General features: G+C 40.0%; 22 protein-coding genes. 3 read left to right on the forward strand and 19 right to left on the reverse strand.

The features are described 5' to 3' along the window. Positions 1 to 110 precede the first annotated feature (110 nt). The 10 genes from JK635_RS00790 to JK635_RS00835 all read right to left on the reverse strand — a co-directional run bounded on the left by JK635_RS00790 (position 111) and on the right by JK635_RS00835 (position 13,805). Positions 111 to 1,481, reverse strand: coding sequence for a putrescine aminotransferase (locus JK635_RS00790; protein ID WP_202651454.1), 1,371 nt, complete (start codon positions 1,479 to 1,481; stop codon positions 111 to 113). A 193-nt stretch (positions 1,482 to 1,674) separates the two neighbouring features. Then, positions 1,675 to 3,489 (reverse strand): sigma 54-interacting transcriptional regulator, encoded by a 1,815-nt coding sequence (locus JK635_RS00795; protein WP_235887795.1) that lies wholly within the window; start codon positions 3,487 to 3,489, stop codon positions 1,675 to 1,677. A 116-nt stretch (positions 3,490 to 3,605) separates the two neighbouring features. After that, complete coding sequence (locus JK635_RS00800; protein WP_202651456.1) at positions 3,606 to 5,630, reverse strand: YhgE/Pip domain-containing protein; 2,025 nt, start codon at positions 5,628 to 5,630, stop codon at positions 3,606 to 3,608. Between the two features lie 227 nt (positions 5,631 to 5,857). Continuing rightward, complete coding sequence (locus tag JK635_RS00805) at positions 5,858 to 6,808, reverse strand: ribose-phosphate diphosphokinase (protein WP_368857055.1); 951 nt, start codon at positions 6,806 to 6,808, stop codon at positions 5,858 to 5,860. Positions 6,809 to 6,940: 132 nt separating this feature from the next. Then, positions 6,941 to 8,320 (reverse strand): L,D-transpeptidase family protein, encoded by a 1,380-nt coding sequence (locus JK635_RS00810; RefSeq protein WP_202651458.1) that lies wholly within the window; start codon positions 8,318 to 8,320, stop codon positions 6,941 to 6,943. A gap of 195 nt (positions 8,321 to 8,515) precedes the next feature. Further along, positions 8,516 to 9,703: an MFS transporter gene (locus tag JK635_RS00815; protein WP_235887796.1), complete on the reverse strand. Its 1,188-nt coding sequence runs from the start codon at positions 9,701 to 9,703 to the stop codon at positions 8,516 to 8,518. Between the two features lie 66 nt (positions 9,704 to 9,769). Next, entirely contained in the window at positions 9,770 to 10,657 is an 888-nt protein-coding gene (locus JK635_RS00820) for a LysR family transcriptional regulator (protein WP_202651460.1), read from the reverse strand. A gap of 282 nt (positions 10,658 to 10,939) precedes the next feature. Beyond that, complete coding sequence (locus tag JK635_RS00825) at positions 10,940 to 11,905, reverse strand: alpha/beta hydrolase (RefSeq protein ID WP_202651461.1); 966 nt, start codon at positions 11,903 to 11,905, stop codon at positions 10,940 to 10,942. Positions 11,906 to 12,006: 101 nt separating this feature from the next. After that, positions 12,007 to 12,141 (reverse strand): SDR family oxidoreductase, encoded by a 135-nt coding sequence (locus tag JK635_RS00830; RefSeq protein WP_438803814.1) that lies wholly within the window; start codon positions 12,139 to 12,141, stop codon positions 12,007 to 12,009. 38 nt (positions 12,142 to 12,179) lie between these two features. Continuing rightward, the gene (locus JK635_RS00835; protein WP_368857056.1) at positions 12,180 to 13,805 is read right to left on the reverse strand and encodes a flavin-containing monooxygenase; all 1,626 of its coding nucleotides are present in this window, start codon (positions 13,803 to 13,805) and stop codon (positions 12,180 to 12,182) included. Positions 13,806 to 13,967: 162 nt separating this feature from the next. Between JK635_RS00835 and JK635_RS00840 the strand changes: the two genes are divergently transcribed. After that, positions 13,968 to 14,660: a response regulator transcription factor gene (locus JK635_RS00840; RefSeq protein WP_202651463.1), complete on the forward strand. Its 693-nt coding sequence runs from the start codon at positions 13,968 to 13,970 to the stop codon at positions 14,658 to 14,660. Between the two features lie 121 nt (positions 14,661 to 14,781). Here the strand turns inward: JK635_RS00840 and JK635_RS00845 are convergent, their stop codons facing one another. The 3 genes from JK635_RS00845 to JK635_RS00855 all read right to left on the reverse strand — a co-directional run bounded on the left by JK635_RS00845 (position 14,782) and on the right by JK635_RS00855 (position 16,874). Then, the gene (locus JK635_RS00845) at positions 14,782 to 15,288 is read right to left on the reverse strand and encodes a hypothetical protein (RefSeq protein ID WP_202651465.1); all 507 of its coding nucleotides are present in this window, start codon (positions 15,286 to 15,288) and stop codon (positions 14,782 to 14,784) included. Between the two features lie 206 nt (positions 15,289 to 15,494). Then, positions 15,495 to 16,277, reverse strand: a complete 783-nt coding sequence (locus tag JK635_RS00850; protein WP_202651467.1) for an NAD-dependent protein deacylase — start codon at positions 16,275 to 16,277, stop codon at positions 15,495 to 15,497. Between the two features lie 54 nt (positions 16,278 to 16,331). Beyond that, a complete protein-coding gene (locus tag JK635_RS00855) occupies positions 16,332 to 16,874 on the reverse strand; it encodes an HD domain-containing protein (RefSeq protein ID WP_202651469.1) in 543 nt (180 codons plus the stop codon). A gap of 294 nt (positions 16,875 to 17,168) precedes the next feature. On the opposite strand from JK635_RS00855, the gene JK635_RS00860 reads away from it, so the two are divergent. Beyond that, positions 17,169 to 17,423 (forward strand): DUF2533 family protein, encoded by a 255-nt coding sequence (locus tag JK635_RS00860; protein WP_202651471.1) that lies wholly within the window; start codon positions 17,169 to 17,171, stop codon positions 17,421 to 17,423. Between the two features lie 209 nt (positions 17,424 to 17,632). On the opposite strand, the gene JK635_RS00865 is transcribed toward JK635_RS00860, so the two are convergent. The 6 genes from JK635_RS00865 to JK635_RS00890 form a co-directional block, all read right to left on the reverse strand. Further along, positions 17,633 to 18,979, reverse strand: coding sequence for a purine-cytosine permease family protein (locus tag JK635_RS00865; RefSeq protein ID WP_202651481.1), 1,347 nt, complete (start codon positions 18,977 to 18,979; stop codon positions 17,633 to 17,635). Between the two features lie 119 nt (positions 18,980 to 19,098). Further along, the gene (locus tag JK635_RS00870; protein ID WP_202651488.1) at positions 19,099 to 19,428 is read right to left on the reverse strand and encodes a cupin domain-containing protein; all 330 of its coding nucleotides are present in this window, start codon (positions 19,426 to 19,428) and stop codon (positions 19,099 to 19,101) included. Between the two features lies 1 nt (position 19,429). After that, complete coding sequence (locus JK635_RS00875) at positions 19,430 to 21,178, reverse strand: hydantoinase B/oxoprolinase family protein (protein ID WP_202651490.1); 1,749 nt, start codon at positions 21,176 to 21,178, stop codon at positions 19,430 to 19,432. A gap of 1 nt (position 21,179) precedes the next feature. Further along, positions 21,180 to 23,222, reverse strand: coding sequence for a hydantoinase/oxoprolinase family protein (locus tag JK635_RS00880; RefSeq protein ID WP_202651492.1), 2,043 nt, complete (start codon positions 23,220 to 23,222; stop codon positions 21,180 to 21,182). A 45-nt stretch (positions 23,223 to 23,267) separates the two neighbouring features. Continuing rightward, complete coding sequence (locus tag JK635_RS00885; protein ID WP_202651494.1) at positions 23,268 to 23,813, reverse strand: helix-turn-helix domain-containing protein; 546 nt, start codon at positions 23,811 to 23,813, stop codon at positions 23,268 to 23,270. 484 nt (positions 23,814 to 24,297) lie between these two features. Next, entirely contained in the window at positions 24,298 to 24,873 is a 576-nt protein-coding gene (locus tag JK635_RS00890; RefSeq protein WP_235887797.1) for a hypothetical protein, read from the reverse strand. Positions 24,874 to 25,196: 323 nt separating this feature from the next. Here JK635_RS00890 and JK635_RS00895 point away from each other — a divergent pair, with 323 nt between their 5' ends. After that, a complete protein-coding gene (locus JK635_RS00895; protein WP_368857057.1) occupies positions 25,197 to 26,189 on the forward strand; it encodes an HD-GYP domain-containing protein in 993 nt (330 codons plus the stop codon). Positions 26,190 to 26,224: the final 35 nt, after the last annotated feature.

A 26,224-nucleotide genomic window follows, 5' to 3' on the forward strand; every position in this document is an offset into this window, starting at 1 on the left:
AGCAATATTAAATACCATATATTACTTATTATATCACTTGCACCGATTTAAAAGAAGGTATATTTCGTAATATTCAGATAATATCCACGAAGCCTGTAGACTTTCGCCAATTATGAAAGCACCGTTTGATACTGTGGCTCATTTGCCATTGCTCCAAGATGTTGCTCGATCGCGTTAAGGACCGTATCAATTTGTTCATAGGAGATCACTGCCGGCGGCTCAATTCGGATAACAGTGGCATTATTCAAGGTGCCTCCGACCAAGATGTTGTCAGTAAATAAGCGTTTCGCTAAATCGAAGCCAATTTCATTGTTGGCAAACTGCATACCAATTAACAAACCTTTGCCCCTTACCGCCACCATTAAATCGGAATATTGACTTTGGATTTTACCAAGACGGGTTAAAATATATTCCCCTTTCTCTCTCGCCACTTCGGGGATATTTTCCTCAAGAATCGTCTTAATACCAGCAATGGCACCTGCACAGCAGAGCGGGTTACCGCCAAACGTCGATGAACCCAACAAGAAAGGATTCTCCTCCAGCTTGCTCCAATGCTGCGGGCGGGCGACCATAGCAGCAATCGGCATCACACCGCCGCCAAAGGCTTTCCCTAAAGTCATAATATCGGGAACAACATCAAAATGTTCAATGCCGAACATCCTTCCAGTCCGTCCCATTCCGGTTTGAATTTCATCGTCAATCAGTAGACAGCCATGCTTATCACAAATCTCACGGAGACGCTTAAAGTAGTCTTGTGGAGGAACATTCACGCCGCCTTCCCCTTGAATCGGCTCGACGATGATACCGGCAACGGTTTCCCCGGTTGCTTCGAGATTTTTCACCATTCTTTCCGTTTCGTCGGCATTGCCATATTCAACATGATAGAATCCCGGCAGAAGCGGCATATACGGTTCACGGAATACAGCCTTCCCTGAAGCGGAAAGTGAGCCGAAGGTTTTTCCATGGAACCCATTGGTCGTGGAAATAAAGCATCTTTTTCCAGTGGCAATTCTCGCCAGCTTAAGGGCCATCTCATTAGCTTCTGTGCCACAATTGGTTAAATAGGAGTATTGCAGATCACCCGGAGTAATCGCGGCAACCAGCTTTGATAAATAACCGCGGAGAGGATCGATCAGTTCCTGGCTGTGAAGGGCGTATCGTTTGATTTGCGCTTCAACCGCTTTCACCACTTTCGGATTGCGGTGCCCCAGCAGGTACACACCATAACCGCCGAGACAATCGATAAACTCCCGGCCTTTTGTATCACGGAATACTGCACCCTCGCCTTCCCATTCGACAAAAGAGAAATCCGTAGAGGCAGCTTTACGATGTTTTAAAATCGCACGATTTACATATTTTTCAAAGTTTTCAACAGAGTCATCGACAATTTGCTGTTTTTCCTCGGTTGAAAGCTCTTCACTTTCAATGAAATGTAAAATATTCTTAGCCAATCTTAAACTTTCTTCTCTCGATTTTTGCATCTTATCCATCCTTTTTTCATATTTTAAAAGTTTCAAATTAATAAAATGCAAGAACCATGCCAAAATAATAATGCTATAATAGCAAGCTATAGCTAAATGAAATTTCTCAAAACTGAGAAGTTTTAGAGATTTACTCTTTCAGTATTTATAGATTGTCGTTATAAAGCTGTACCTCATCTCCATTTCTCAAATATTAGAAATTTTTCTCATATTTGAGAAGGTCATATTCCTCCAGTTTTCGGTAAAGAGTGGCTAAACTTATGTCTAATTCTTGAGCCATCAATTTTTTGCCACTCACACTCGTCCCGTATTTTCCAAGTAATTGTGACAATATTCTTTTTTCCTCGATTTGAATTCGTTTTTTCAGGCTTAGCTGACTAGAAGGCCGTTTTGTTTTTTTCCAATTGAGGATCCTCCGGGGGAGACTAGCCGGTGTAATTCTTGTGGTACTCTCCATATTAACCGCATATTCGACGGCGTTTTCCAATTCTCTGATATTTCCCGGCCAAGGATATTCCCGTAAAAGAGCCACCGTTTCCTCCTCAAACTGTTCAACATATTTGTTGGCAATTTTTAAATGTTTTTTTAAAAAATGCTGCATTAGTATGGGAATATCCTCGGCTCTTTCTCTTAACGATGGCATCGTCATCGGGATGACGTTCAGTCGAAAGTATAAATCGGCTCGAAACTCCCCTTCCGAAACCATTTGTTCCAGGTTTTTATTGGTAGCTGCAATGACGCGGACATTAATCGGAATCGCTTTTGTCCCGCCGATCCGCTCAATCTCTTTATGCTGCAGAACGTGCAGCAGTTTTATTTGTAAATGCAGCGGCAAATCACCGATTTCATCAAGAAAGATCGTTCCCTTGTCCGCCAGTTCAAATTTTCCTATTTTCCCTTGGCGGCTTGCCCCGGTGAATGCTCCGCTATCATAACCAAATAATTCACTCTCTAATAACGATTCAGGAATCGCGCCGCAGTTGATCGTAATAAAAGGGCCTTCCCGGCGATTGCCGGCATTATGGATGGCCATTGCCAGCAAACCTTTTCCCGTACCGGTTTCCCCAGTGATCAGAATCGTTGATTTGCTGTTGCAAACCTTTAAAGCATGTTCTTTTACCTTCTTTAACGGGCCACTATTGCCAATTACTTCTCCCATAGAAGAGATGCGTTGCAGGCTCGTCATCGAATAGGCGAGTTTGTGAACATCGGCGCTTTTTCGAAAGGAAGCAACTGCGCCGATAATCCGTTGTTCTCCCCTAATGGGTGAGGTGGATACCAAAAAGTCGGTTTGAACCCCATTAATTTCGTATCTCTCCTCCTTCTCTTTATATTCTATTCCAGTGGTCAGTACCTCTAGCATCGGCGACCCGGGTAAAATATCCGACAAATGGCGACCAATCAGTGTCTTTCTCGTTTGCCCCAGTAATGCTTCAGCTGTCGGATTCACTTGATTAATGTTTCCAACTTCATCAATTGCGATGATCCCTTCATGAATCGATTCAATAATCGTGTTGAGTTGTTTGGTGGTTAGCAGCAATTTTTTAATAGCTTCCTGTTCGGCAATTTTTCCAGCTAGTAATTTTTCCATTTGCCCTAAAAACTCTAGCATATAATATTTATTCTCGATCAATTGTTTTTGCTGCTCCACGGTAAAAGCCAGCAGTCCAATTACGCCAATGGCTTTTCCTTGATAGCGAATCGGACTGCATATTTCGGCAATTTCTTCTGTTTCACTTGTTAACACAGAAGGGTCGTAATGTGGGTCATTTCGTGCATCTTCAATAATAAATGGGCGATTGGTCGTCAGCACTCTGCCATATAAAAAACCAGCCTCTTTAAAGCCATTTTCCTCCTTTTGATTAATCCGTTTTTTGATTTGCCCCGTGCCAGCAACTACCGTCATCGTTTCATCGACAATTTCCGTATCCAGTTTCAAGGCGGCGGAAATGGCCGCGGCAATTTCCTGAACCTGCTCCTGAAACTCCATCAATCGGCTGCTCATCATTTCCCTCCAAACTAACTCTAAAATATTTAATATCTGAAAAAACACCCTGCGATGGTTTTCATGAAAGTGTTTGATTAAAATTTCAATATTCGCTAAAAAAAAAGAAAATCCTTTTTCTACAAAGGATTTTCGGAAATTGTTCTTCGCCCGTTGAATACGCGGTTTAGAATATATCCGCCAATTAAAAAGATCAGCAAAAAAACGGCAAGGATGGTTGTGATGGTCATTAATCTTGATGCGGTTATTCCGCTCGTAATCATTCTGAGACCTTCAACTGTGTAGGTCATCGGGAAAAATGGGGAAAGGACGCGAAAGAATTTCGGTGCCGTTTCAATTGGAAAGGTTCCTCCGGAAGATGCCAGCTGAAGAATGAATAGAATAAACACGATCGGCGTCCCAATGAGCCCAATTGCATACGTCAGCCCATACATGATGGTAAAGAATACCACCGAGATGAACATATTCCCTAGAAAAAATAAAGGCTGGTTAACCGTATCAATTCCCATGCCAAAAACAAGGACCAGCGATAAAATCACAGCTTGGATCATCACTAAAATCGAACCCGAGATAAAAGTTCTGAAATACGTCTTAAGAAATTTTGTTTTCACGACATCTGTCAGTTTGGTAAGTGACAAAACCAAGTTTATTAACATCGCCCCCAGCCATAATGACAAGGAAATAAAATATGGAGCGAGTCCCTCACCATAGTACTTTACTTTATTAATCGTTTTATCTTTGATCGCCAATGGATTTTTTACATAGTTGGAAATCCCTTCGACGGTAAAGGTCAGATGATCATTCATTTTTTCGTAGCCGGCTTTTAGCCCGTCTTGCAATTTTCCGGCTCCTTGATTGGCGGAATCGATACCGGCATTAAGCTGTTTGGCGCCAGTCTCTAATTTCGTTAATCCTGTCGTCAACTCCGCTGTTTTATTCGCCGCGGTATTTAAGCCCTTTTGCAAATCATGACTTCCGGATTGCAGCTTTTTAGCTCCGTCAAGCAGTTGGTCCACTCCTTGAGCTGCGCTTTCAAGCGCTTTTGTTCCTTCGGCAACCTTTTCGGCACCCCTTTTTAGCCTCTTAAGGATGCTGATTAAATCATCGGCAGCGGAGGCCGAAGTTGTTAATCTTTTCTCCAGATCTTGGTCATTCATAGTGGTGATGAGCTGCGCAACGATTTCTCTAGCGCGGGCTATACTGGCAGGATCGTTCGTTTTTTCTAAAAGGGAGGAAGCCTGGCTGAGCGCTTCCTTTAATTGGCTAATACTATCAGCTGATGCAGTTAATCCTTGCGAAAGATTGGCTTGATCTATTGCGGTGGTCAACTGCTGCAATCGGTTAGAAACCGTTTTTGCACCCTCCGATAGGACAGAGATATCACTTGCACTTTGCGTTATCCCTCCCTTAAACTGTTCCAGGCCATCGACTAATGTATTCAACCCGGTAGAGAGCTTTGTTTGCCCGGCTGCGGCCTTTTCTAACCCATCTTGCAGCTTTTGTGAGCCGTTTGCGGCATCATGAATTCCTGCGGATAGCCGGGAAGAACCGGCTGCCAGCTTTTTCGTTCCAGTTTGCAGGTCATGGGCTCCATCGCTGGCATCCTTTAAAGAATCTTTCACGTCGTACAAGCCCTTTGTCAGCGCCTTCACTGCTTCCTTCTGAATCGTCCCGGTAATTTTCTCTTTTATATTTTCCGCCGCCCTCTGGGACACTTGCGCGAACACATAGTTTTTTCCTTTATTCCCTTCGTAAATAATTGACGGCCGTTCCAGTTTTCCCTTTTTCGCTTCGGCAATCTTTTTGGAAAAATCTGCAGGAATAACAATCAACGCATAATAAGTAGCCCCTCTGATTCCCCGTTTGGCTTCGTCATATGACACAAAATGCCAGCCGATGCTTTTATTGTCTTCGATACTATCTTGAATGTCCTGGCCCAAATGATAGGTCTTTCCATCGCGAACAACTGGTTGGTCCTGGTTGACAAAAGCAACCGGCACCTTGTCAAAACGACTGTAGGGATCCCAAAATGCGCTGAGATAAATCCCTGAATAAAGGAGTGGAACAAAAAGTAATGCAACCATCACGATACAGATCATTCTAAATAAAGCCTTTTTCCGGTCTGTTTCCTTTATTTCTTCCATTCCAACCCCACCTAAAACAGTATTATGACTGTAATTTTCCCTGTCCAAAGAGGTTTATTCGGGAGTGTGTGTTTATTCCGATTTTTAAGCCATGAAAAAACACCCAGCAAGATTTTCCTGCTGGGCGTTTTTCGATACGACTCTGGAAGTAGCCAAAATGGCCCTTCATTCAATATTTGAAAGGAATAGCTCATGGATGTCATACTCTGAAAGTTGCCGGATTGGCTTTATTCAAATAACGGACTTACCGCTTTTTCATTGTGAATTCGTTCAATCGCCTCTACAAGCAGCGGAGCAATCGACAAAGAAGTAATTTTCGAAATGCGTTTTTCTTCTGGCAGCTTAATGGTGTTCGTTACCACTAATTCCTTAAGCGCCGAAGACTCGATGCGGCTGACCGCCTCTCCAGATAGCACAGGATGGGTACCGCAGGCATAAACTGCTTTTGCCCCATTCTCAAGCAAAGCATTAGCACCGGTAGTAATCGTTTCGGCGGTGTCCACTAAATCATCGATAATAATGGCATTTTTACCTTCAATATTTCCAACAATGTTCATGATTTCCGAAACATCATGTTCCGGGCGCCGTCTGTCAATTAAAGCAATCGGAGCGTTTAACCAACCCGCCATTTTTCTTGCCCTGACCACACCACCATTATGCGGTGCAACAATGACCACATCGTCCAACGCCTTTTTGACGAAATAGGCCGAAAGAATCGGAATGCCTGTCAGGTGATCCACCGGTATGTCAAAAAATCCTTGCGCCTGGGGAGCGTGAAAATCTATTGTCAGTACTCTGGTGGCCCCCGTCTTTTCTAACAGATCAGCGATTAATCGGGCTGTTATCGGTTCCCGGGATCGGGCTTTTCGGTCCTGACGGGCATAGCTGTAGTAAGGCATAACCACATTAATCATTTTAGCCGATGCTCTTTTCAAAGCATCAATCATGATCAATAGCTCCATAATATGTGTATTCGTTGGTTCAGATGCAGATTGGATAACAAAGACCTCGCTGCCGCGAACGCTTTCTTCAATGTTTATCTGGATTTCTCCATCACTAAATTGATTAACAGAACATTTCCCAAGCTCACAACCTAAAAGCTTGGCCATTTCCTCAGCTAGTTGTCGATTTGAATTTAATGAAAACATTTTAAAATTCTTTTTTAATATGTAGGCCACCGCATTTCCTCCATGCTATCTATTTTAAGTTTTAATTATCACCAATTTATTATTTTACACGAAAAGAGCCAAAAAAGGCAAAAATCCACCCAAGAAAGGTGGATTAAAATATGTTATTCGTCATAAATCGGTTTAATAAACAACTACTGGCTCATATTGAGTCAGACTGGCATAAACCGATTTCATTGAATTTAACGGAGTATTAACACAGCCGCCCGAGCCATGTTCCAAGTAGGCATTGCTTGCCCAGTTTGAGCGCCAACTGGCATCATGAAAGCCGACACCGCCATTGGTAAATTGCGCCCAAAACTTCACTTTAACGGAATAATTCAAATTGCCTACTTCGCTTCCTTCAAGGATCGACGGCGATTCTTTGTACATGATATACCAGACTCCTGGTGGTGTATCTTCATGGGTATTATGCCGTCCAGTGACAACATTAGATGTTACTTGCAGCTTACCATTTTTATAAATCCAAATTCGCTGTTCCTTGATCGATACTTCAGCATACGTATCGCCGATTCCATAATTAGTGGTCGTATTGTAGCCAGTACCGCGGGTAGTCCAGCCGATTCCATAAATATGTTCCGCTTCAACCGACCTTTTCCCCTTTTCGAAGGCTTTTTTCAGCATTTCCGTTTCTTTATCGACGTCAATTGCCCAGCCGAAGGTTTCTCCTTTTACCTTGATCAATGATCCCGAGTGAGTTTTAAAGGTATAATCCTTACCTAGGGTGGATTGGGATTTATTGATTTCAGCAATCTTAGCTTTAAGCTCAGTGGTGTCAATGGTATATTTCATGTTTTTGGAAACTGAAGCATTTTTAATTAGTTCGCTGGCTTTTAATGAGTAAACCTTATTTTGCAGTTGATAAGCGATCGTTTGCTGGAGCAGTTTTTGCAGCAGTTTCTTTTCTTGTTTGACAATCTGACTATTTTCTCTGACCGGCTGTATGTATACAGGTTTCAAATGAATTTCACTGCTGTATTTATGCCGCTGATAATCCTTTAACAGCTTGGCAACATCCCATTTTGTTCCATTTTTACTCTTTGAGACTGTCATGTCCCCCTGTTCTAAATGGGCCTCGGCATCTACCGGGGCTTCTAAGCTCTTGTTCAATGAAAGCAGCTTTGCTTTTACTTCCTTCTTCATCGTAGTGCTACGATACTGATCTTGTTTCTTTGGAACCAGCAAATAACTTTTTTCCCTTGAAGATGGAAGAAACGTCTGCTGTTTCTTTAATATTTTTTCCACACTTGTCAGATCATTTTTGGTAAAGCCCATCTTGGAATCTTTACCATTAAATATTTTTTTCTGTCCAACATAAACTTCGTTTTTCAAGACTGTTCCTTTGAGCTTTTTCAATGCTTGTTCAGCAGTCAGCCCGCCGACCTTGGTGTCATTGATTTTGATGTTGGCATTAAACCGGGTTGCCTGATGATAGTAAAGGATGCCCGTCCCGATAATAATAATTGCAATAACACTGCTGATGATAATATTTCTTTTACGCATGACCCCATACTCCAAACAATTTGTGATTAGATAAAATGAAAAGTCGCCTGTCATCCTATCTGACAACTATTATACTAAAATATCATGACAAATGTTTGGTTTTCACTATTTTTTTATGAAAAACTAAGAAATAAATTTTTTTCGTATGGATTGGGGCGAGACACACCTATTATGGCGTGTCATCCTTGCAAAATCTTAACGATAGCTTTTTTCAAGTACATAACTTTTTCTCTTTCCCAGCATCAAAAAATATAAAAGCGAACAGGCCAAAACGAAGAAGGCCATGACTAAATACATTTCTCGGAAACCAATTGTTTGAATGAACATTCCTAATACAAAAGGACTGATCCCGGCCCCGCCATCAGTAAACATAAAAAACGTGGACGTTGCCAAGCCCATCCGATGTTTGGGTGAAACCTTAATGGACAATGCCTGGGCGCTTGACAAAAAGTTGCCATACCCCAACCCGACAAAAGCGCCAGCAAGCAGCAGCACAAATCCGTTATGTGCCTGACTTAATAGAAACAGTCCAAATGCAAATAGGAAAAATGTGGTATACATCACGACATTTCCACCCGTCTTATCAAACCATCTGCCGATCACTGGTCGCGAAACTAAAATCGCTGCCGAATAGGTAATAAAGAAGAAACTACCCGCTTCCACAAGGTTAATTTCTTGAGAATATGAAGTCAAAAAAGACAAAACACTGTAATATCCAAAGCCGATAAAGGCGCTGATAATCGAAATCGGGACGGCCGCTGGTTCGACATAATCACTGATGTTAAATTTTCTTTTATTCCCTACATCAGCAATAGGTTTTTCTACTTTAGGAACTTTTAAGATCATGACTCCTAAAAATCCTATCATGACGATGCAAGTACAAAGAATTAAATTAACTTGAAAACTGGCATGATGCACAAGATACATTCCTAGAAATGGACCTACTGCAGAGGCAAGTGTCGTACTTAAGGCATAATAGCCCGTCCCTTCACCACGCCGTGATGTCGGGATAATACTAGCGACAATAGTTCCTGTCGATGTTGAACAGACACCAAAGGCTGCGCCATGTAAAATTCGAAGAACAATTAATAATGGCAAGTTAGAAATAAAAAAGTATAAAAACGTCGTGATTAAGAAGCAAGCAAAGCCAATATATAGCATCTTTTTCCATCCAATATGATCAATCCAACTTCCGGTAAACAGTCTTCCAAACACCGCACCAAGAATAAAAATTCCTGCCGACAATCCGGCCATACTTGTAGAAGTATGAAATTGATCAATGGCAAAAACGGTAATCGTTGAGATCAACGTATAGTAAGTAAAATAAGCGAAGAAATTTTCCAATGATACAATCACAAAATCTTTAGTCCATAACTTTTGCATAAATATTCAAGTCCTTTAAAAGAATTCCCTAAAATTACTGCTATTTCACAAAACCATGCATTGCAATTATCCATGCAGGTCAGCGGACAAGTTCCGTACAAAATCAATAAATTTCTTAGTAACAGGTGATAAATATTTCCCTTGTATCCAGGTTAGACAAATTTGCCTGCGACATACCGGCTTTTTAACTCGAAGCAATTTGATTTTATTGCGGTCCAACAACTTGGAATTGGGGATGATTGAAACACCTAAATTTGCTTCCACTAATCCGGCCACCGTACCAATCTCTTCCCCCTCAAAGGCGATTAATGGTGAGAATCCTGCACGTTTACAAAGTTGATCGGTAATACTCCGAAGTCCGGCCCCATTTTTAAAGGCAATAAACGGTTCGTTTTTTACGGTGAGTAAATTCACCTCCTCGGTTTCTGCTAACGGGTGGTGGACAGAAACAGCTAGAAATAATTCTTCCTCCCATAAAGTTTCGCGAAAAAATTCCTTGTAGTCTTCCACATGTGAAACCAGAGCAATATCCGTTTCACCTGAAAGCAATTGTTCATAGAGTTGACCAGCCCCTGCTTCGCTCAGGTTAAATTTCACTTTGGGGAATTGACGTAAAAATAAACTTAAAATTTCCGGAATAAAACTAATCCCAAGTGAATGTAAAAACGCTAATGAAATGGTGCCATGCTCAGGATGAATCAGATCTTGAATTTCCTGTTTCCCCAGCTCCATTTCCCGGATGGCCCGCTCCACACGATAAAGGAATCGTTTTCCAAACTGATTTAAGGTAATGTTTCGGCCGTTTCTGTCAAACAGCTTGACTCCCAACTCTTCTTCCAACTTCGAGATCGCTCTGCTCACTGCCGGTTGTGATATCGAAAGAATCTCTGCTGCCTTTGTAATATGCTCGGTGGCTGCCACCGTTTGAAAATATTGGATTTGATGCCACTCCATCGATTTACCCCGCTAAAATATTTTTGACACTTTCTTATCTTACTCCAACTCTTTTTATAACATCCAATTCATTATTTGCATGAAATTGATGCATAAAACTTATCAATTTGTAAAAAAGCGATTCTTATCATAAAGGAATCGCTTTCGTTTTTTGAATAAAATTTATAAGAGCAAAAAAAAATAAGCCAGCCATTAAACTGGCTAGCTATTATCGTTTTTTTGAAAGGAATTTTTCTATATATTAATTGACTGCTTGATGGCATGGATAAGCGACATAGAAGATTACTGTCCTTTTCTTACAAGTACATTACGGTTAAGTACATATTTTACCGCCCCGATATACTCGGTCAGTGCTCTTTGACTGACAGCAGCGGTTGGGACAACACCTTCAAATCCGTGAAAGCACCCCGGATACAAATGGAATTCAACATCGACGCCGGCACGGCAAAGGCGCGTTACATAATCCAGTGTTTCATCACGGAAGGGATCTAATTGTCCCACACAAGTATACGTATATGGCAGGCCTGTTAAATCAGTGGCACGGGATGGTGCCGCATACTGGGGAACCGAGTCCTTACCGTTTTCACCATTTAAATACATCGTCCATCCTTTTTCGTTTAAATCATGATTCCAAATCATCTTACCTGTTATTTCGAGGCTTGATGGTGTATTATTCCGGTCATCGATCATTGGATACAATGGCATTTGGAAACATAATTCTGGACCTTTTCGATCCCTGGCAAGCAGAGCTAATGCTGCGGTTAATCCGCCGCCAGCACTTGCCCCCGCTATCCCTATCCTTGCTGCATCAACTCCTAATTCAGACGCCTGTTCAGCAAACCATTTCAACGCAGCATAGCAATCCTCTAATCCGGCAGGATATGGATGTTCCGGCGCGAGGCGATAATCAACCGATACTACTACGCAATTGGCCTCCGTCACAAACCGTTGACATAAGACATCATCACCTTCAGGGACGCCAAGGACATAACCGCCGCCATGAATCCACAATAGACCAGGGAGGACAGCATTTTTCTCCTTTGGTTCATAGATTCGTACCCTCACTTCCGAAGCATCCTTTGGTCCAGGTACCATTCTGTTTGTAATGGTAACAGACTCGTCGACTGGTATTTCCATAGATTGTGAAATTGCTGCCATTGCCGCTCTTGTTGCCTCAACATTATCCAGATCTAGCGGCGGGAATAAATCAAGTGTCTCTACTAATTCAGGATCAATTCTATTTCTCATGATCAATTCTCCTTTGTCCATTTATTATTAAATCTATTCTTTACATAAAAAACTATTCCATTAATGTATGCGTTTACAATTATTTAAACGCGGTTTTTTTGTTAAGCTGTTAATCCACCATCGATTGTAACAATCGAACCATTCATATAACTGGCTTCGGGTGAAGCGAGAAAACAAACAACTTTTGCAATCTCTTCAGTAATGCTGGTCTTCTGAGTCCGATTTATGGGGTTCACTTAATTTGATTAGAGAATTGTAGTTATTAGAAATATTATTAATGTAAAGCTTTTATCGGCGACAATGTAAACCCATCATACCCTGCAGCTGCAACTTCATTACATTTATGTTTGTAATTGTCAAAACCTCCTAAATAGATGAGAAAACTACGCGGTTTACCGGCAATATTTGCCCCGGTGTACCAGGAATCGGTTTTCACATAAAGCGTCGTTTCCGCTACCTCACGACAATGTTTGCTCCATGCTTCTTCTACCTCTAATGTAGGCTCAATTGTTTCCACTTCATGCTCCCGCAAAAACTGCAAACAATCGGCAATCCATTCAACATGCTGCTCGATCGCCGAAGGCATGTTTACTAGAACAGAAGGACTCTCTGGACCCGTAATCATAAAGAAGTTGGGAAAACCTTCAGTCGCTAGACCTAGATAAGTTCGTACCTTCGAGCCTTCTTCCCATTTTTCCTTCAGTTTTACCCCATCCTTGCCGCGAATATCGATTTTAAATAATGGACCTGTCATCCCGTCATACCCGGTAGCAAAAACAAGGATATCCAGTTTATATTCTGATTCCTTTGTTCGAATTCCGTTTGAGGTAATTTCGACAATGGGTTCTTTCTTGACATCAACTAAAGTAACATTCTCTCTGTTATAAGTCTCATAATAATCAGTATCCAAAATTGGGCGTTTTGTACCAAAATAATAGTCTGGCAATAGCTTTTCGGCAACTTCCGGATTATGAACAATTTCCTTTATTTTTGAACGGATAAAATCAGCTGCGGTTTTATTCGCTTCTTCATTGATAAAAAGATCGTAATAGGCAGAGGTTAAAGCGAATCCCCCTTCCGCCCAAGCCTTCTCATAAACTTGCTGGCGTTTTTCCGGCGGATCTGACAGTGCTGAAACATTTCGAATCAAGAGGCCACTGCCAGTTGAGGATTCACGCATGAGTCTTTTAACCTCTTCGAAGTCTTCTTTCGTTTGTTTGATAAACTCCGGGTCGTAGCCGTAGTTTCTTGCAGGAATCGTATATTGAGGAGTTCGTTGAAAAACAGTTAAATGGTTCGCTTCTTTCGCAATAACCGGTATTGCCTGAACGCCGCTGGAACCGGTGCCAATGACGCCAACCCGCTTCCCGGTAAAATCAACCTTTTCCTTGGGCCATTTGCCGGTATGATACCACTGGCCTTTAAAACGATTCAGGCCCTTAAAATTAGGTAGATTAGCTGCTGAAAGACATCCCACTCCCGAAATAAAATACTTTGCTGTCACATTTGTGCCATCATCTAATTGTAAGGTCCAACGATTGTTTGCTTCATCAAAATGTGCTGCAGTGATTCGAGTATTAAACTGTATGTCCCGGCGGAGAGCAAATTTTTCGGCAACATGATTAAGATAACGGAGAATTTCATCCTGTGCCGGATATTTTGATGTCCAAGTCCATTCTTGGTAAAGCTCTTTCGAGAAGGTATAGTTATAATAAATACTTTCGATGTCGCAACGTGCTCCGGGATAACGGTTCCAATACCAAACGCCCCCTACCCCATCTCCAGCTTCATACACGCGGGTGGAGAAGCCCGCTTCCCGTAAACAATAAAGCATGTATAACCCGGAAAAACCAGCTCCTAAAACGACTGCATCAAAGCCATTCTCTTGATTTGTTGCCACTTTTACCTACCTCCCACTTTAAATGATCGTAATCTGCAAACTCCTTACCAATTTATTCCTTTACTGCAAATAACATGTTGCTAGTTTAAGGATAACTCTTTTAGAAATATTTGAATATTCCGTAATTTTAGAGTATACTATCCTTAAAAAAGGGGATGTTTTATGGTCTTATATGATACCATTTTACAATCTATTCAAAGGCTAGAGTCTCCTATAAGTCATGAGGAACAGCTTGTGAAAATTTTAGAAATTTACATGGAACACTTCCCTGTCCTGGATTCCTACTTACTAAGATACTCTCCTCTAGGCTACCTTGCAGAAGGAATCATTTTCCTTAATTCAACTGGTGGTGTACATATAGGGGAAATTCGTGATGATATTCGTTCAATCCCCATTATTTTTTCAGCGATTCGTGAAAGAAAAGCAAAATATTGCACCGGATCAGAATATCTCAAACAGATGAGTAATAAATATACAATTTCTTCAAAAAATAATTCCCTGTTAGTTGTTCCCATCTTCTATCACTCGTTTGTATTTGGCTATATATGTAGTTCAGAATTTAAACTAGGTACAATCATGGACGATCAGTTGCTATCGGCTTTTACCCTTTATGGAAAATTGGTTGGAAAGGTGATTGCCGGTAATAATGATGATGGGATACAGTTTTTAAGCCGGAGGGAATTGGAAGTAATGAAAAGAATAGCAACAGGAGAAAGTACAAAAGAAATGGCTGACCAAATGGCAATAAGTGAATTAACGATTAATCAATACGTAAAATCAGCGATTAAAAAACTTGGGGCAAAAAATCGGGCACATGCTGTTGGAGAATTATTTAGGAAAGGAATTATTTCTTAAGCGAATAATGAAAGTGCTTGATTACGATTCAAAATCCGTCTACATACCATAATTAGACGGTCTCTTTATTGAGGGGATTGGTTAAATTTAATCGTAGGGTGGATTTTCCCGAAACCCCCTCTTATTTCTGCAGCCTCTGCTTTTTCCAATAATCATAGATAAATTCTTTAAATAATTCGTTTAAAACGGCCTTTTTTTGTTTTGCCAGCCATTCCACTTGGTCAATTGGCAGCTTTAGTTTTAATTTAATGTCTTCATTAGGCATTTCTACCTTTCGAATTTCTTCCAATGTAATACCTTTTTTAATATTTGGAAACTCCGGGTCGTTTTCGTTGATTATCGAAAAATTTTTATATTCCTGAATATCATCAAGTTCAGTATATAAATTTAGCTGCGGCAGGCTGCCTGCTACACAGTTCACATGCATAATCGAGTTTATCATTCTGCCGTCGTCTAATTCTATTTCAACAATCAAATTATCAAGATCTTGATACTTTTTTAATGCTACTTCCGTTATAATTAAATCGATTTGTAACGAGTTTCCCTCGCTAGATTCATAAATATAAATGGCACTGTTAAAAAAGTGAATACTCTCCCCATCTATTTTTACTGATTTAATTTCAGCCATAAACCGTTCCTCCAAACTCTGGCAACAATTCTATTAAATTATTTTAGTACAAAACTGTACAGTTTTTCAAAACTTTTTAAGGAATACCGACCAATAAGTGATAGGCCGATTTTTTTGTTTCTTGGTGAGAAACAGTTTTCCATTTTTCGTTTTAGATCTCATCGAAAAAAACGCACTTAAAAAGGGCCTAAAGCCCTTTTTAAAATTCAACCGTTCTGTAGTCCAGATAATGCTTTATCAATTTTATTCAATGTTTTTCCAATTGAATCATGGATAACAAAGGCCCCAGCAGCGTTATCATAGGGAGTATCTCCTTTATTAATAATGACCAACGGGACCCCACGCCTTCTGTATTGTGGAAAGGTTGAAAAAGGAGTTACCTTTAAACTCGTACCCAATACCAATAGACAATCCGCCTGCTCGATAAGTTGGATAATTGTTTCAAACCCCTCGGCTGTAAACCACTCACCAGCATCCCCATATAAGACAACATTCGGTTTAATATAACGTTCTTGTACCCTCTTTGTTTTACAATGATCACAAATGTAAAAGTCTTGCATTTCCTCCATCCGGTTAACCATTGCTTCCGTTGAATAAACTTCCCCACAATGCAAACAGGCTGCATCCTTGATCGTTCCATGAAACTCAATCACGTTTTGACTGCCAGCTTTTTGATGGAGGCCATCTATGTTTTGGGTAATAATCTGGCGAACTTTCCCCTGCTTCTCCCATTTTGTTAATATTTCATGCCCCAGATTTGGTTTGACGTCAGGGTAATAAAGATTTTCAATCGCAAACTGATAAAACTCTGCAGGATGGCGAAAAAAATAATCGAGCGAGAGCAAATATTCAGGTGCCATCGAATAAATACCTGTTTCTGAGCGAAAATCCTTAATACCAGACTCAGTGCTAATTCCGGCACCTGTCAGTACAACAATGTTTTGAGCATTTTTAATTAGGTCAGTACAAGTTTCTAAGTTGCTATTCATCTTAAACACCTCTAGTTTCCACTTTGATGGTTTATTGGTTATTTGCTAATAAGTTCATGATTCAAACACATTCCTGACTTCTTTCTCTAATTCTCCAATAAGGGTAAATTCATTTTTTCTGGGGTTTAGCTCCTTCACGATACTGGCATAATACCAATGCTGTTGCTCCTTTCCCTGTTTAAACCGCGCCCAGACTTGATTACCAACAAGCTTCAAATCATCATGAATAGATTGTAGGTTATGCAATTTATCAGCTGTAATGACCTGGATTTCCTCCAAATTTGCTGCCTTTAGCCTATCAATCGTATGTTGCTTTCTTTCATGCCAGGGAAGGCTCTTGTCAGGTTCTGACGCGGCACGCACCAAATTGGCAATCCTCCTGCCGAAATGTTCTTTCAACTCTGTAAAAGTTGTTTTTGTATCTTCCAACGTATCATGTAAAATGCCGGCAGCAATAACGTCAACAGAACAATTTGCTTTTTGAAGAAGCATTCCTACCGCAAATGGATGTGTAATATAAGGGATTTCTGTCGCTTTCCGCTTTTGGTCCCTGTGAGCGATGGCAGCAAAATTGATCGCCTTTTGAATAACGTCCAAATTTCAACCCTCCAAAATAAAAAAATCAGCGGGAATATGGAAAAACCCACTGATTGCAGTTTTATTTCATGTGCTATTGGATGGATTTTCCTCAGTTAGATTATAATCTATTTTGATCGTAACTTTCCACCATACTTCTTAATGAATCGCTAATAAAAACCTCCATTCCGCTAATAAATGACTCAAATTCGCTAATAAAACCTTTAAATTCGCTAATAAATCTATAAAAACCGCTAATATGGTATGGAAAACATGATATGATAGTGATAAATTTAATGACTCCAGGAGGAAATAATGAGCGTCCATAAAGATTTAATTCGCCATGCGCAAAAGCAAAATCAAGACTATCAATCATTTTTGCAGTTGGATGAATTGCGTGAAAAGTATATTGAAGAAGCTATATCACTCTGTAAACAAGGTAAATCTTTTTCAACCGATAAGATTAATGAGGTAACGAGGAAGATGAATAGTATTCCTCTGCGCATTGTTCCTGAACGAAAAATCGTGACTGCCGAGATGGTTCAGGAGTATGTAAATAGGTCAAGATAAATGCAAAGAGTACCCGGCAACTCCTTTGTCTAAACAAGTAATCTTTGTTAAATTTCAAGGTCTTTGCGATTGTTTCAGCTGCTTGTCATATCCCAGTTTGTTGCGAATAATATTAAGGACCCAACCGGATTCTTAGGAGGTACCGCGTAGTAATTCAAACTGCATTCATAAAAAAAGTGATGAGGCCTATTCATCACTTTTTTCTATATCTAAACTGCATTTTCCTCTTCTGTTTGCTTTGATTCATGCTCAGCTATTATTTCCGTAAACCGATCAGGTGCGACTTTTGCTTTTATCTTCATGGCAGCAAAATAGACAATTGCGGAGGCGATAATTGATTGAACGGCAGGTAATCCAATTGGATTTACATATTGGGTGTAATATCCTAGTAATGTTCCTACTACTAAAGAAATGGTCGCCATCCAATTCCAACCTTTATGATCAACCCATTTTTGCTTGCGGATAAAGAAGAAATCAGCCATGATGACACCGCCAATGGCCGGATAAATTAATGCCGTCATATAAAGGAAATCCATAAAATAATCAAGGATTCCTGCCAGAGCAATAACAATAGATACCAGTGTCCCAGCTAGTGTTAGCAGCGCACGGCCCCTGTTTGAGTTGACATTTAACATATTGGCAAGTGCCAGTCCCATACTATAGTTGTTTACTAATTGGCTTGTCCATGTAGCAAGCCACAAAATCAAGAATCCCCAAACAGGAAAACCAAGATTCATCATGACATTAACAATATCAGCATCACCAACACCAATGGACATAATCGCTCCTACATAAAATAGTGGAAAACCCACAGCAACAATTCCCAAAGGTATAAGAATATTATCTTTTACAGTAGGTTTGGCATAACGGGTATAGTCAGATGCAATAACCCACTGAGAAACATTGATTCCAATTACTAGGCTAATTGCTGCAAGGAAGGTCATTTGCGGCTCCGGGTTCCAAGATATAATTTTGTCCCAGCCGGTATTTTTTAATGCATAGAAGATTCCGCCGGCTATTAATAAAAGACCTGCAGGTACCGCTAAATAATCGGTCCATTTCATGGAAGAATATCCGATGATTGACGGCAAAGCGAACAGAAGTCCAGCAATAACCGTAACAATGGCCCACGGAACCCATTCAGTTTTATAATCAATTCCAAACATGGCAGTAATCGCATTTCCTGCTACGGCTGTTTGTAATGCCCACCAACCCATTGAAACAATAAAGATTGTGAGTCCAACAATAAATCTCGCCTGTGTTGAACCGAAGCTTGTTCTAGCAATAACGGAAGAAGAGCGACCTGTTTTTGCACCAATATATCCAGCAAGCGTATTTCCAATCCATTGAAAAACGAATAAAGCGATAATCAATATCCATAATAACTTTCCTAAACCAAAACTGGCGGTTAAAGAAGCACCAACCATTAATACAGGTATCGTAAATTCCAAACCGCCAAAAATGATTGCAGGTGAGATCCAATGCTGCCGTTGATTTAATGGAACAGCCGCAAGAGCCTCATCCTTTCCCCCTTTTCTTAATGAAACATCTTCCATCCCAATTCAACTCCTTTTGATATTTTTCTAATATAACTTATTGACTGATGATTACCAATATTCCGTAAATTTTCTTTAGTAAAAAAGCCTTGCCTAGCAAGGCTTTTTTTGGAAATTAATTATCCAACTAATACCCAGATAATTTTGCAGTCTTCATTACTGTCATTATAGGCAATATGTTCCTCTCCTGCTGGAATAAACGTAGCTTCTCCGCTTGATGCCCGATAAACTTTTCCGTTTACCTCCGTCACAATCGAGCCCTTCACGATGATGGAATATTCATTTTCCTCATGTTTTGATACTCCTTTGAAAGGGACTCTTTTTCCTGGTGGAATAGTGACGGTGCCCATCGCTAAATTTCCTGAAAGAGATGCCTGTGAAAAAACGGTTTTTAACCGTACGGCAGCGTTCGCATCTTCTGGTAAACTTTCAATGTTCAAAACTTCCACTTTATTCTCCCCCCTGGTGTCTCTTTGAGGTTACGCCTTCAACAGTAAACATTTCCGGGTTCACAATGACACCATAATCGTCATGCGCTTGTTCAATCGAAATGTAACCGTTTTTTACGTCCTTCGCCACTTTTTCCACAGGACGGTTAAATGGATTGCCATAACCACCACCGGTTGCTGTAACGAGCTTTATAACATCACCGGTATTTAATGGATATCTTGGATAAATTCCGTAAGGTCCGTCTACTTCTCCATTAACCTTTTCCACATAAAATTTATTTGCTGACCCGTCTTTTCCTCCATTGATCCCCCATGGAACAAATTTATGGCGGCCAAATGTGATCGAAGCCGATTGGTTATCCGTCAATGCTCTATATGAGCGTACAACCCCTGCACCGCCGATATATTCACCGGCACCAGCACCATCTGTGTGAAGACTGTACTCATCGACCAATACGCCGTATCTAGTTTCTGCTACCTCTACTGGTACGTTGTAAGTTTCACCATCACCAATACAGAACTGTCCTCTTGCGCCATCCTGACCTTCAGCAGCCCCCCATCCTCCAACAGATGGCTCAACAATCAGGAATGGCTCTTTTGTATCAGGGTGAACACCTGATAAAACAACCGAGCAGACGGATAATAAATGACCGGCTGACAAACGATGTGGTACAACAGGGGCAAGTGCCTTCCATATTAAATCGGCACCGGCCTGCATACTTTCCCAATAAATTGATACTGGAGCCGGCCGTTTAGCCGATAGTACAGACCCTTTATCGGTTATAACTTCCAAAAGACGGAATACGCCATCATTAGCATCCTGTGATGGGTTGGTAATTGCTAAGAATATCGCACGGACCGCTGATACAAGTGCAGTATAGGAACAATTAATCGGTCCCGGTACTTGCGGATGGCTTCCACGAAAGTCGGCAATAAACTTTTCATCTGTGATGGTCACTTTAACTTTTACTTTGAAAGGTCCATTTCCGAAACCATCATCATCAATAAATCCTTCTGTCTCATATGTCCCCTTCGGAAGTTTGCGAAGTTCTTGTCTGGCAAGTTCCTCACCGTGATCCAACAAGTAATCAATTGACGAAAGAACGATATCTTTCCCATGTTTGTCACATAATTCAACGACTCGTTTTTCACCCGTTTTTAAGGCAGCGACCTGCGCCCACATATCTCCCAGAGACAAATCAGGGAAACGTACATTCGCTTCAATAATGTCAACAATTGCCTGATTAATTTGTCCTTCATTAAACAGTTTTACACAAGGGAATTGCAAACCCTCCTGAAATATTTCCGTTGCATCGTTACTGTAGGACCCCGGGTCTTTACCGCCAACTTCTGTCCAATGTGCTTTATTGGCCGAAAAAGCAACCAGTTCACCTTTATAGAATATTGGCAATACAAGTCCAACGTCAGATAAATGGGAGCCCCCACCGCCATAAGAATCATTAATAATAATGATATCGCCTGGTTTTAACTTACCGTCACCAAATTTTTTCAGTGTTTGTTTCACCATATCGGACAGCATTCCAATAAATCCTGTCACACCATTCCCCTGTGTTAATAACTGGCCTTTCGCATCAGTAAGGCCGCTGGCATAGTCAAGGACTTCATAAATAATTGGGCTCATTGAAGTTTTTGCCAAGGCAATAAACATTTCATCACCGATAGCAATCAATGAATCTTTAACAATCTCCAATGTAAATGGGTCAACTTTTGTTTTGACAGTTTGTGTCATTTCACTCCACCCCCGTGTCAATGATAAGATTTCCATATTCATCAACAGATAACGTCTGACCAGGATAAAGGACTGTTGAAGCAGAAGTTTCTTCGACAATTGCCGGTCCAGAAACCTTACTATCCTTACCAAGCAAATGACGATGATAAACCTTTGTATCCATCCAGCCTTGTTCTTCAAAATAAACAGGACGTGATTCTTTTAAAGCATCTTCAGCCTTACCGCTAAACTCCAATTTCTTCATCGATGGTTTTATAACCTTTCCAAAGGCCGTTAAATGCAAGCTGACTATTTCTGTCGGGGTTCCCTCCAACTTAAACGTATAATTCTGCTCATGAAGATTGCCGAAACGCTCTACCACTACTGAAATCGTTTCTGAAGTCCAATCTCCATTTGGAACCGGAACCTTTACGGTATGTTCTTGTCCAAGATAACGAATATCTGCAAACCTGGTGAACAATACCTTACTTTTCTCAAGACCTTCCTCTTTAAATTGCATAAGTGCCTGGTATTCAAGGGAATGCCATTCATTATTCAGTTCAGTCAAGTCCACCTGATTTAACCTTCTAATATATGTCTGGATATAATCATGGCGCAGATCGGTCATCAACATTCCCCAAGCGGAGAATACTGAAGATGCGACCGGAACAATGACTTTTTTCACACCTAAATCTTTCGCAAGTGCGGTCGCATGCATCGAACCGCCGCCACCAAAGGCAACTAACGAAAATTCACGTGGATTATGTCCTTTACGGACAGAAATAAGCTTCAAGGCATTTAACATATTAGAATTAGCGATGCGAATAATTCCTAACGCTGCATCTTCAACTGACAAATCAAAATGATCAGCAACCTTTTCTTTAATCGCAGACTTTACTTTTTCCAAGTCCACTTGGTAATCAAAATTCTCAGTGGAAAGTCGGCCTGTAACTAAGTTGGCATCAGTTGTTGTTGGTTCAGTCCCACCTTGTCCATAAGCAACTGGTCCTGGAAGTGCACCTGCTGATTGTGGTCCTACCTTTAAGGAACCAGCCCTATCTATCCAGGCGATCGAACCGCCACCATTGCCAATTTCTACAATGTCAACCACTGGCACTTTAATGGGATAGCCAGCATTTCGCTCATTTTTTTCAATAAAATAGTCAGTTGAAACCTTTACTTCTCCTTTATTGATTAGAGAACACTTCGCAGTAGTTCCACCGATGTCAAAAGCAATAATATTTTCTTCACCAATAATGTCTCCAAGTACCGCTGCACCATAAATTCCAGCGACTGGACCCGATTCTACCATATTAATCGGTGTTTGCTTAGCACTATTAAATGTTGTCGTTCCGCCGTTTGACTGCATAATATAATTTTGGCTGTCTGTATGATTTTCCAATAGTTTTGCATGCAAACGGTCTACATAAGATGCGGCAATTGGTTTTACATAAGAGTTAAACACCGCTGTACTTGTCCGCTCATATTCCCGCCATTCTTTCGTAACTTCATGCGAAGCAGTAACCGCCACTTCTGGCCAAAGCTCATGAATCAACTCTTTTGTTTCAATTTCATGAACAGGATTTACATAGGAGTGCAAATAGGAAATCGCGATAGCTTCCACTTCTTCTTTTTGGAAATAAGCGATAACCTCCTTTACTTGCTCTTTATTCAACAGCGTGAGTACCTCACCTTTATAGTTAAGACGTTCTTCAACTTCCTGTCTTAAATAACGCTCAACAAATGGCACCGGCTTTTGATAGCGAACATTAAATAAGTCAGGACGGTTCCCACGGGCAATTTCCAGGACATCACGAAAACCTTTCGTGGTAATCAAACCGGTCTTAACTCCTTTCCTTTCCGTCAAGGCATTGATAATAACCGTTGTTCCATGAATAAATGTTTGGATAGCTGTTTGATCAATTCCACTTTTTTCAATGACATCAATGACACCCTTTTCAAAATTTGGAGGCGTTGTATGGCTCTTCGCCACGCCAATTTCTCCATTTTCATTGACATACACTAAATCAGTGAATGTTCCACCAATGTCTGTTGCTACACGCATATATACTCCACCTTTCTATAAAGCTTGATATTTTGAAAACTTCAGTTAAAAAATAACTGGAGTCAAAACTGACAAAAGTATTGTTTCTTCATTAAAAGGATTTTCCAGTGAATGCGGACACGTGGATGGAAAATGAATTGAGTCACCTTCACGTACGACATATTCCTTGCCATCAATGTAGAAAATAACATTTCCTTTCAACACAAAGTAAAATTCTTCCCCTGGATGACCGTATTTTTGCGTTTGCTTTTGATTGGGGGGAATGTTTACTAATAGTGGTTCAAGCATTCTTCCTGTAAATTCTCCATTCAATCTTGAGTAAAGAAAATCTGAACCAGTTAATTTAAATGGTTTTTGTTGATCAACTTTTACTAAATAATCTTCCTGTGTCTTTTCTTCTTCGAAAAATTCAGTAATTTTAACATTTAAAGCATCCGCAATTTTTTTCAGGGAGGTAATCGCTAAGGAAGTCGTTCCTCTTTCTACTTGCGATAAAAAACTAATCGATAGATCTGTTTTTTCACTTAGCTCCTTCAAGGTGTAACCCCTTAAAAGGCGCAGTTCCTTAATTTTTTTATAAATTTCATCCATATGAAACTCCTTTGAAGTATAGTAATAAAATTTTAGTATTACTGAAAATAACTTTAGTATTACTGTAATGAAGTAATAATAACACACTATATTACGAATTGAAAGAATATTTACAAGATTTGTTTAAATAATTTTTAAAAAATTATTAATTTCGTTTTTTTTCATAAAAATAGCGGTGAAGGTTGTTCACCACTGGTTAAATGGAATAGATTTCTTTGCTTTAAGCCAATTACTTATTCTTCAAAATAATCCAAACCTATAATTCCAAGGATTCATCTCCTCAGATAGGATTATTTTTCTATCATTTTTCTCATTTTTATGACATTATCAAAATAAGGGTTTAAAGGTATTAGATAAAACTATTCTTAGAGATTTAAGTATAATGACCGCTCTTTAAGGTTTGCTCTTTAAAAGAATAATCGTAGAAAGATGAAAAGAGTACCCGGCAACTCCTTTGTCGGTTCGGTTGCCTGGTACTCTTTTTTTAAACATACGGTGCCCGCTCCTTTTGTTCAGGCAACTGTTTATAACAGCGAACTCCTCTCTGGTTCAGCAAAGTGATAATCTGGTCCAGTTGGGCAGCCGTTTGTACTACAATGAATTGTGGCTGGAAAAGGGTTCTTTTCAGCCTGAATGTTAATTTATAGGCGTTGTTCACTTTGTCATCAAGGCCGTACAATGGATGCCAGCGAATAATTTGTTCAGTCTCACAATCTTTGATTTGATGATAAGAAACCAATTTACCATTAAGGATGATTCCCTTTGGTAAAATAAATAGATTGCCGCTATGTCGAACAGAATCAATAAGAATGAAAAAAATATAGGCCAGGGTGAAAAATGATTCTCCCAGCCAATCAGTCGTGACCACTAGCACCAAAAGAACAGTTAGTACGCAAAGGATGACGACTGTGCCCCATTTGACAAGTCGATAGGATTTTGCTCTTTTGGTCAGTGGTTCCATTGGCTTCCATTCATTTGGAATGATAATACCGGCAAACTCTTCTTCCGTTTTCGGATATAGCGCATCTTTGGAGGCAGTTGCTGCCGATGATAAAAGCAATAGATTCCGTAATAAATAATAGATTCCGATGATAAATATGATGGTAAAAATGAAATTTGCAAAGATTAGCCATCCACCCTTTCAGTAATCATTGTGCCAATAAATAAAGCCCAATTCAAATATGCCTTTTCTTTTATTATGCAATATTCCATATAATTCGGCACGTATTTTTCCAGGAAAATAGAAAAAAATATAGTTAGGTATCTATTTAAATTGAAAGTAAGATATTTTTTAAAAATTCGTCATATATCGACATGATTCGATATGCTACTATAGATATAGCTTTCCTAAATTCAGGTGTTTAGCGAAAGGATGTCTAAGTAGTGAGAAAAGTTTTGGATAGAATAAAACAATTGTATAAACGAACGGTAGTTAAGACATTTTATAAATGGTTAAACCATCATACATATTTCCGTTACGGATATTTCCTCTTATTAATTCTCAGTATCCTATATTGTTTGGTTGCGGAAAATCACAGTAATACTTTTATTTTATTTGTTATTACTGTGATCTTTTTAGGAATTGGATTTTATGACCAGCCTGTATGGGTGATTTTTTTACTTACTGTTTTTACTGTTCTCTGCAGGGCTTTTCAACCAGCTGAAAATATTGATATTGGTTCCTTTTTTATTCAATTATTCACATATCTTTTAATTGTCGCAATCTCGGTTGGGTTAAGAAAAATCACTCAAAAAGTCGAGCAAAATGAAATAGAATTGACCATGGTTCTTTCGAACGCTTTGGATTCGAGAGATTCCTATACGATGCATCATTCCGAAAATGTCGCAAAGTATGCGCTTATGATCGCCAAGCAGATGAAGTTGTCAAAAGAAATGTGCACAACGATTTATATTGGCGGATTATTGCACGATATTGGTAAAATCGGGATTCAAGAAACGATTTTAAACAAACCTGGAAAATTGACAGATGAGGAGTATCAGATCATTAAAACCCATCCGATGATTGGCTACGATATGATTAAGAATGTCGACAGGTTTCATGAAGATGGAGTTTTGGACATTGTCTTGTACCATCATGAAAGATATGATGGAAGTGGTTATCCATTGGGTTTAAGAGGCAGTGAAATTCCGTTTGTGGCGCGGATTGTTGCCGTAGCAGATGCCTTTGATGCGATGACTTCCAACCGTGTTTATCGGGATAAACTCGAATTAGATTATGCGCTTAATGAGATTCGCGAAAATATAGGAATCCAATTTGATCCGCAGATAGCCGAAACATTTTTAAGCCTTTTTGATACAAATGAAGATGGAAAATTGGAAAGACTTTTTTCTAATAAGGATGTAGTAAACCTTTAGAAAATGGAAGGACTTTTTCCTTTTTAGAAAAGCCC

This window comes from Neobacillus paridis (genome assembly GCF_016765675.1).
GTDB lineage: Bacteria > Bacillota > Bacilli > Bacillales > Cytobacillaceae > Neobacillus > Neobacillus paridis.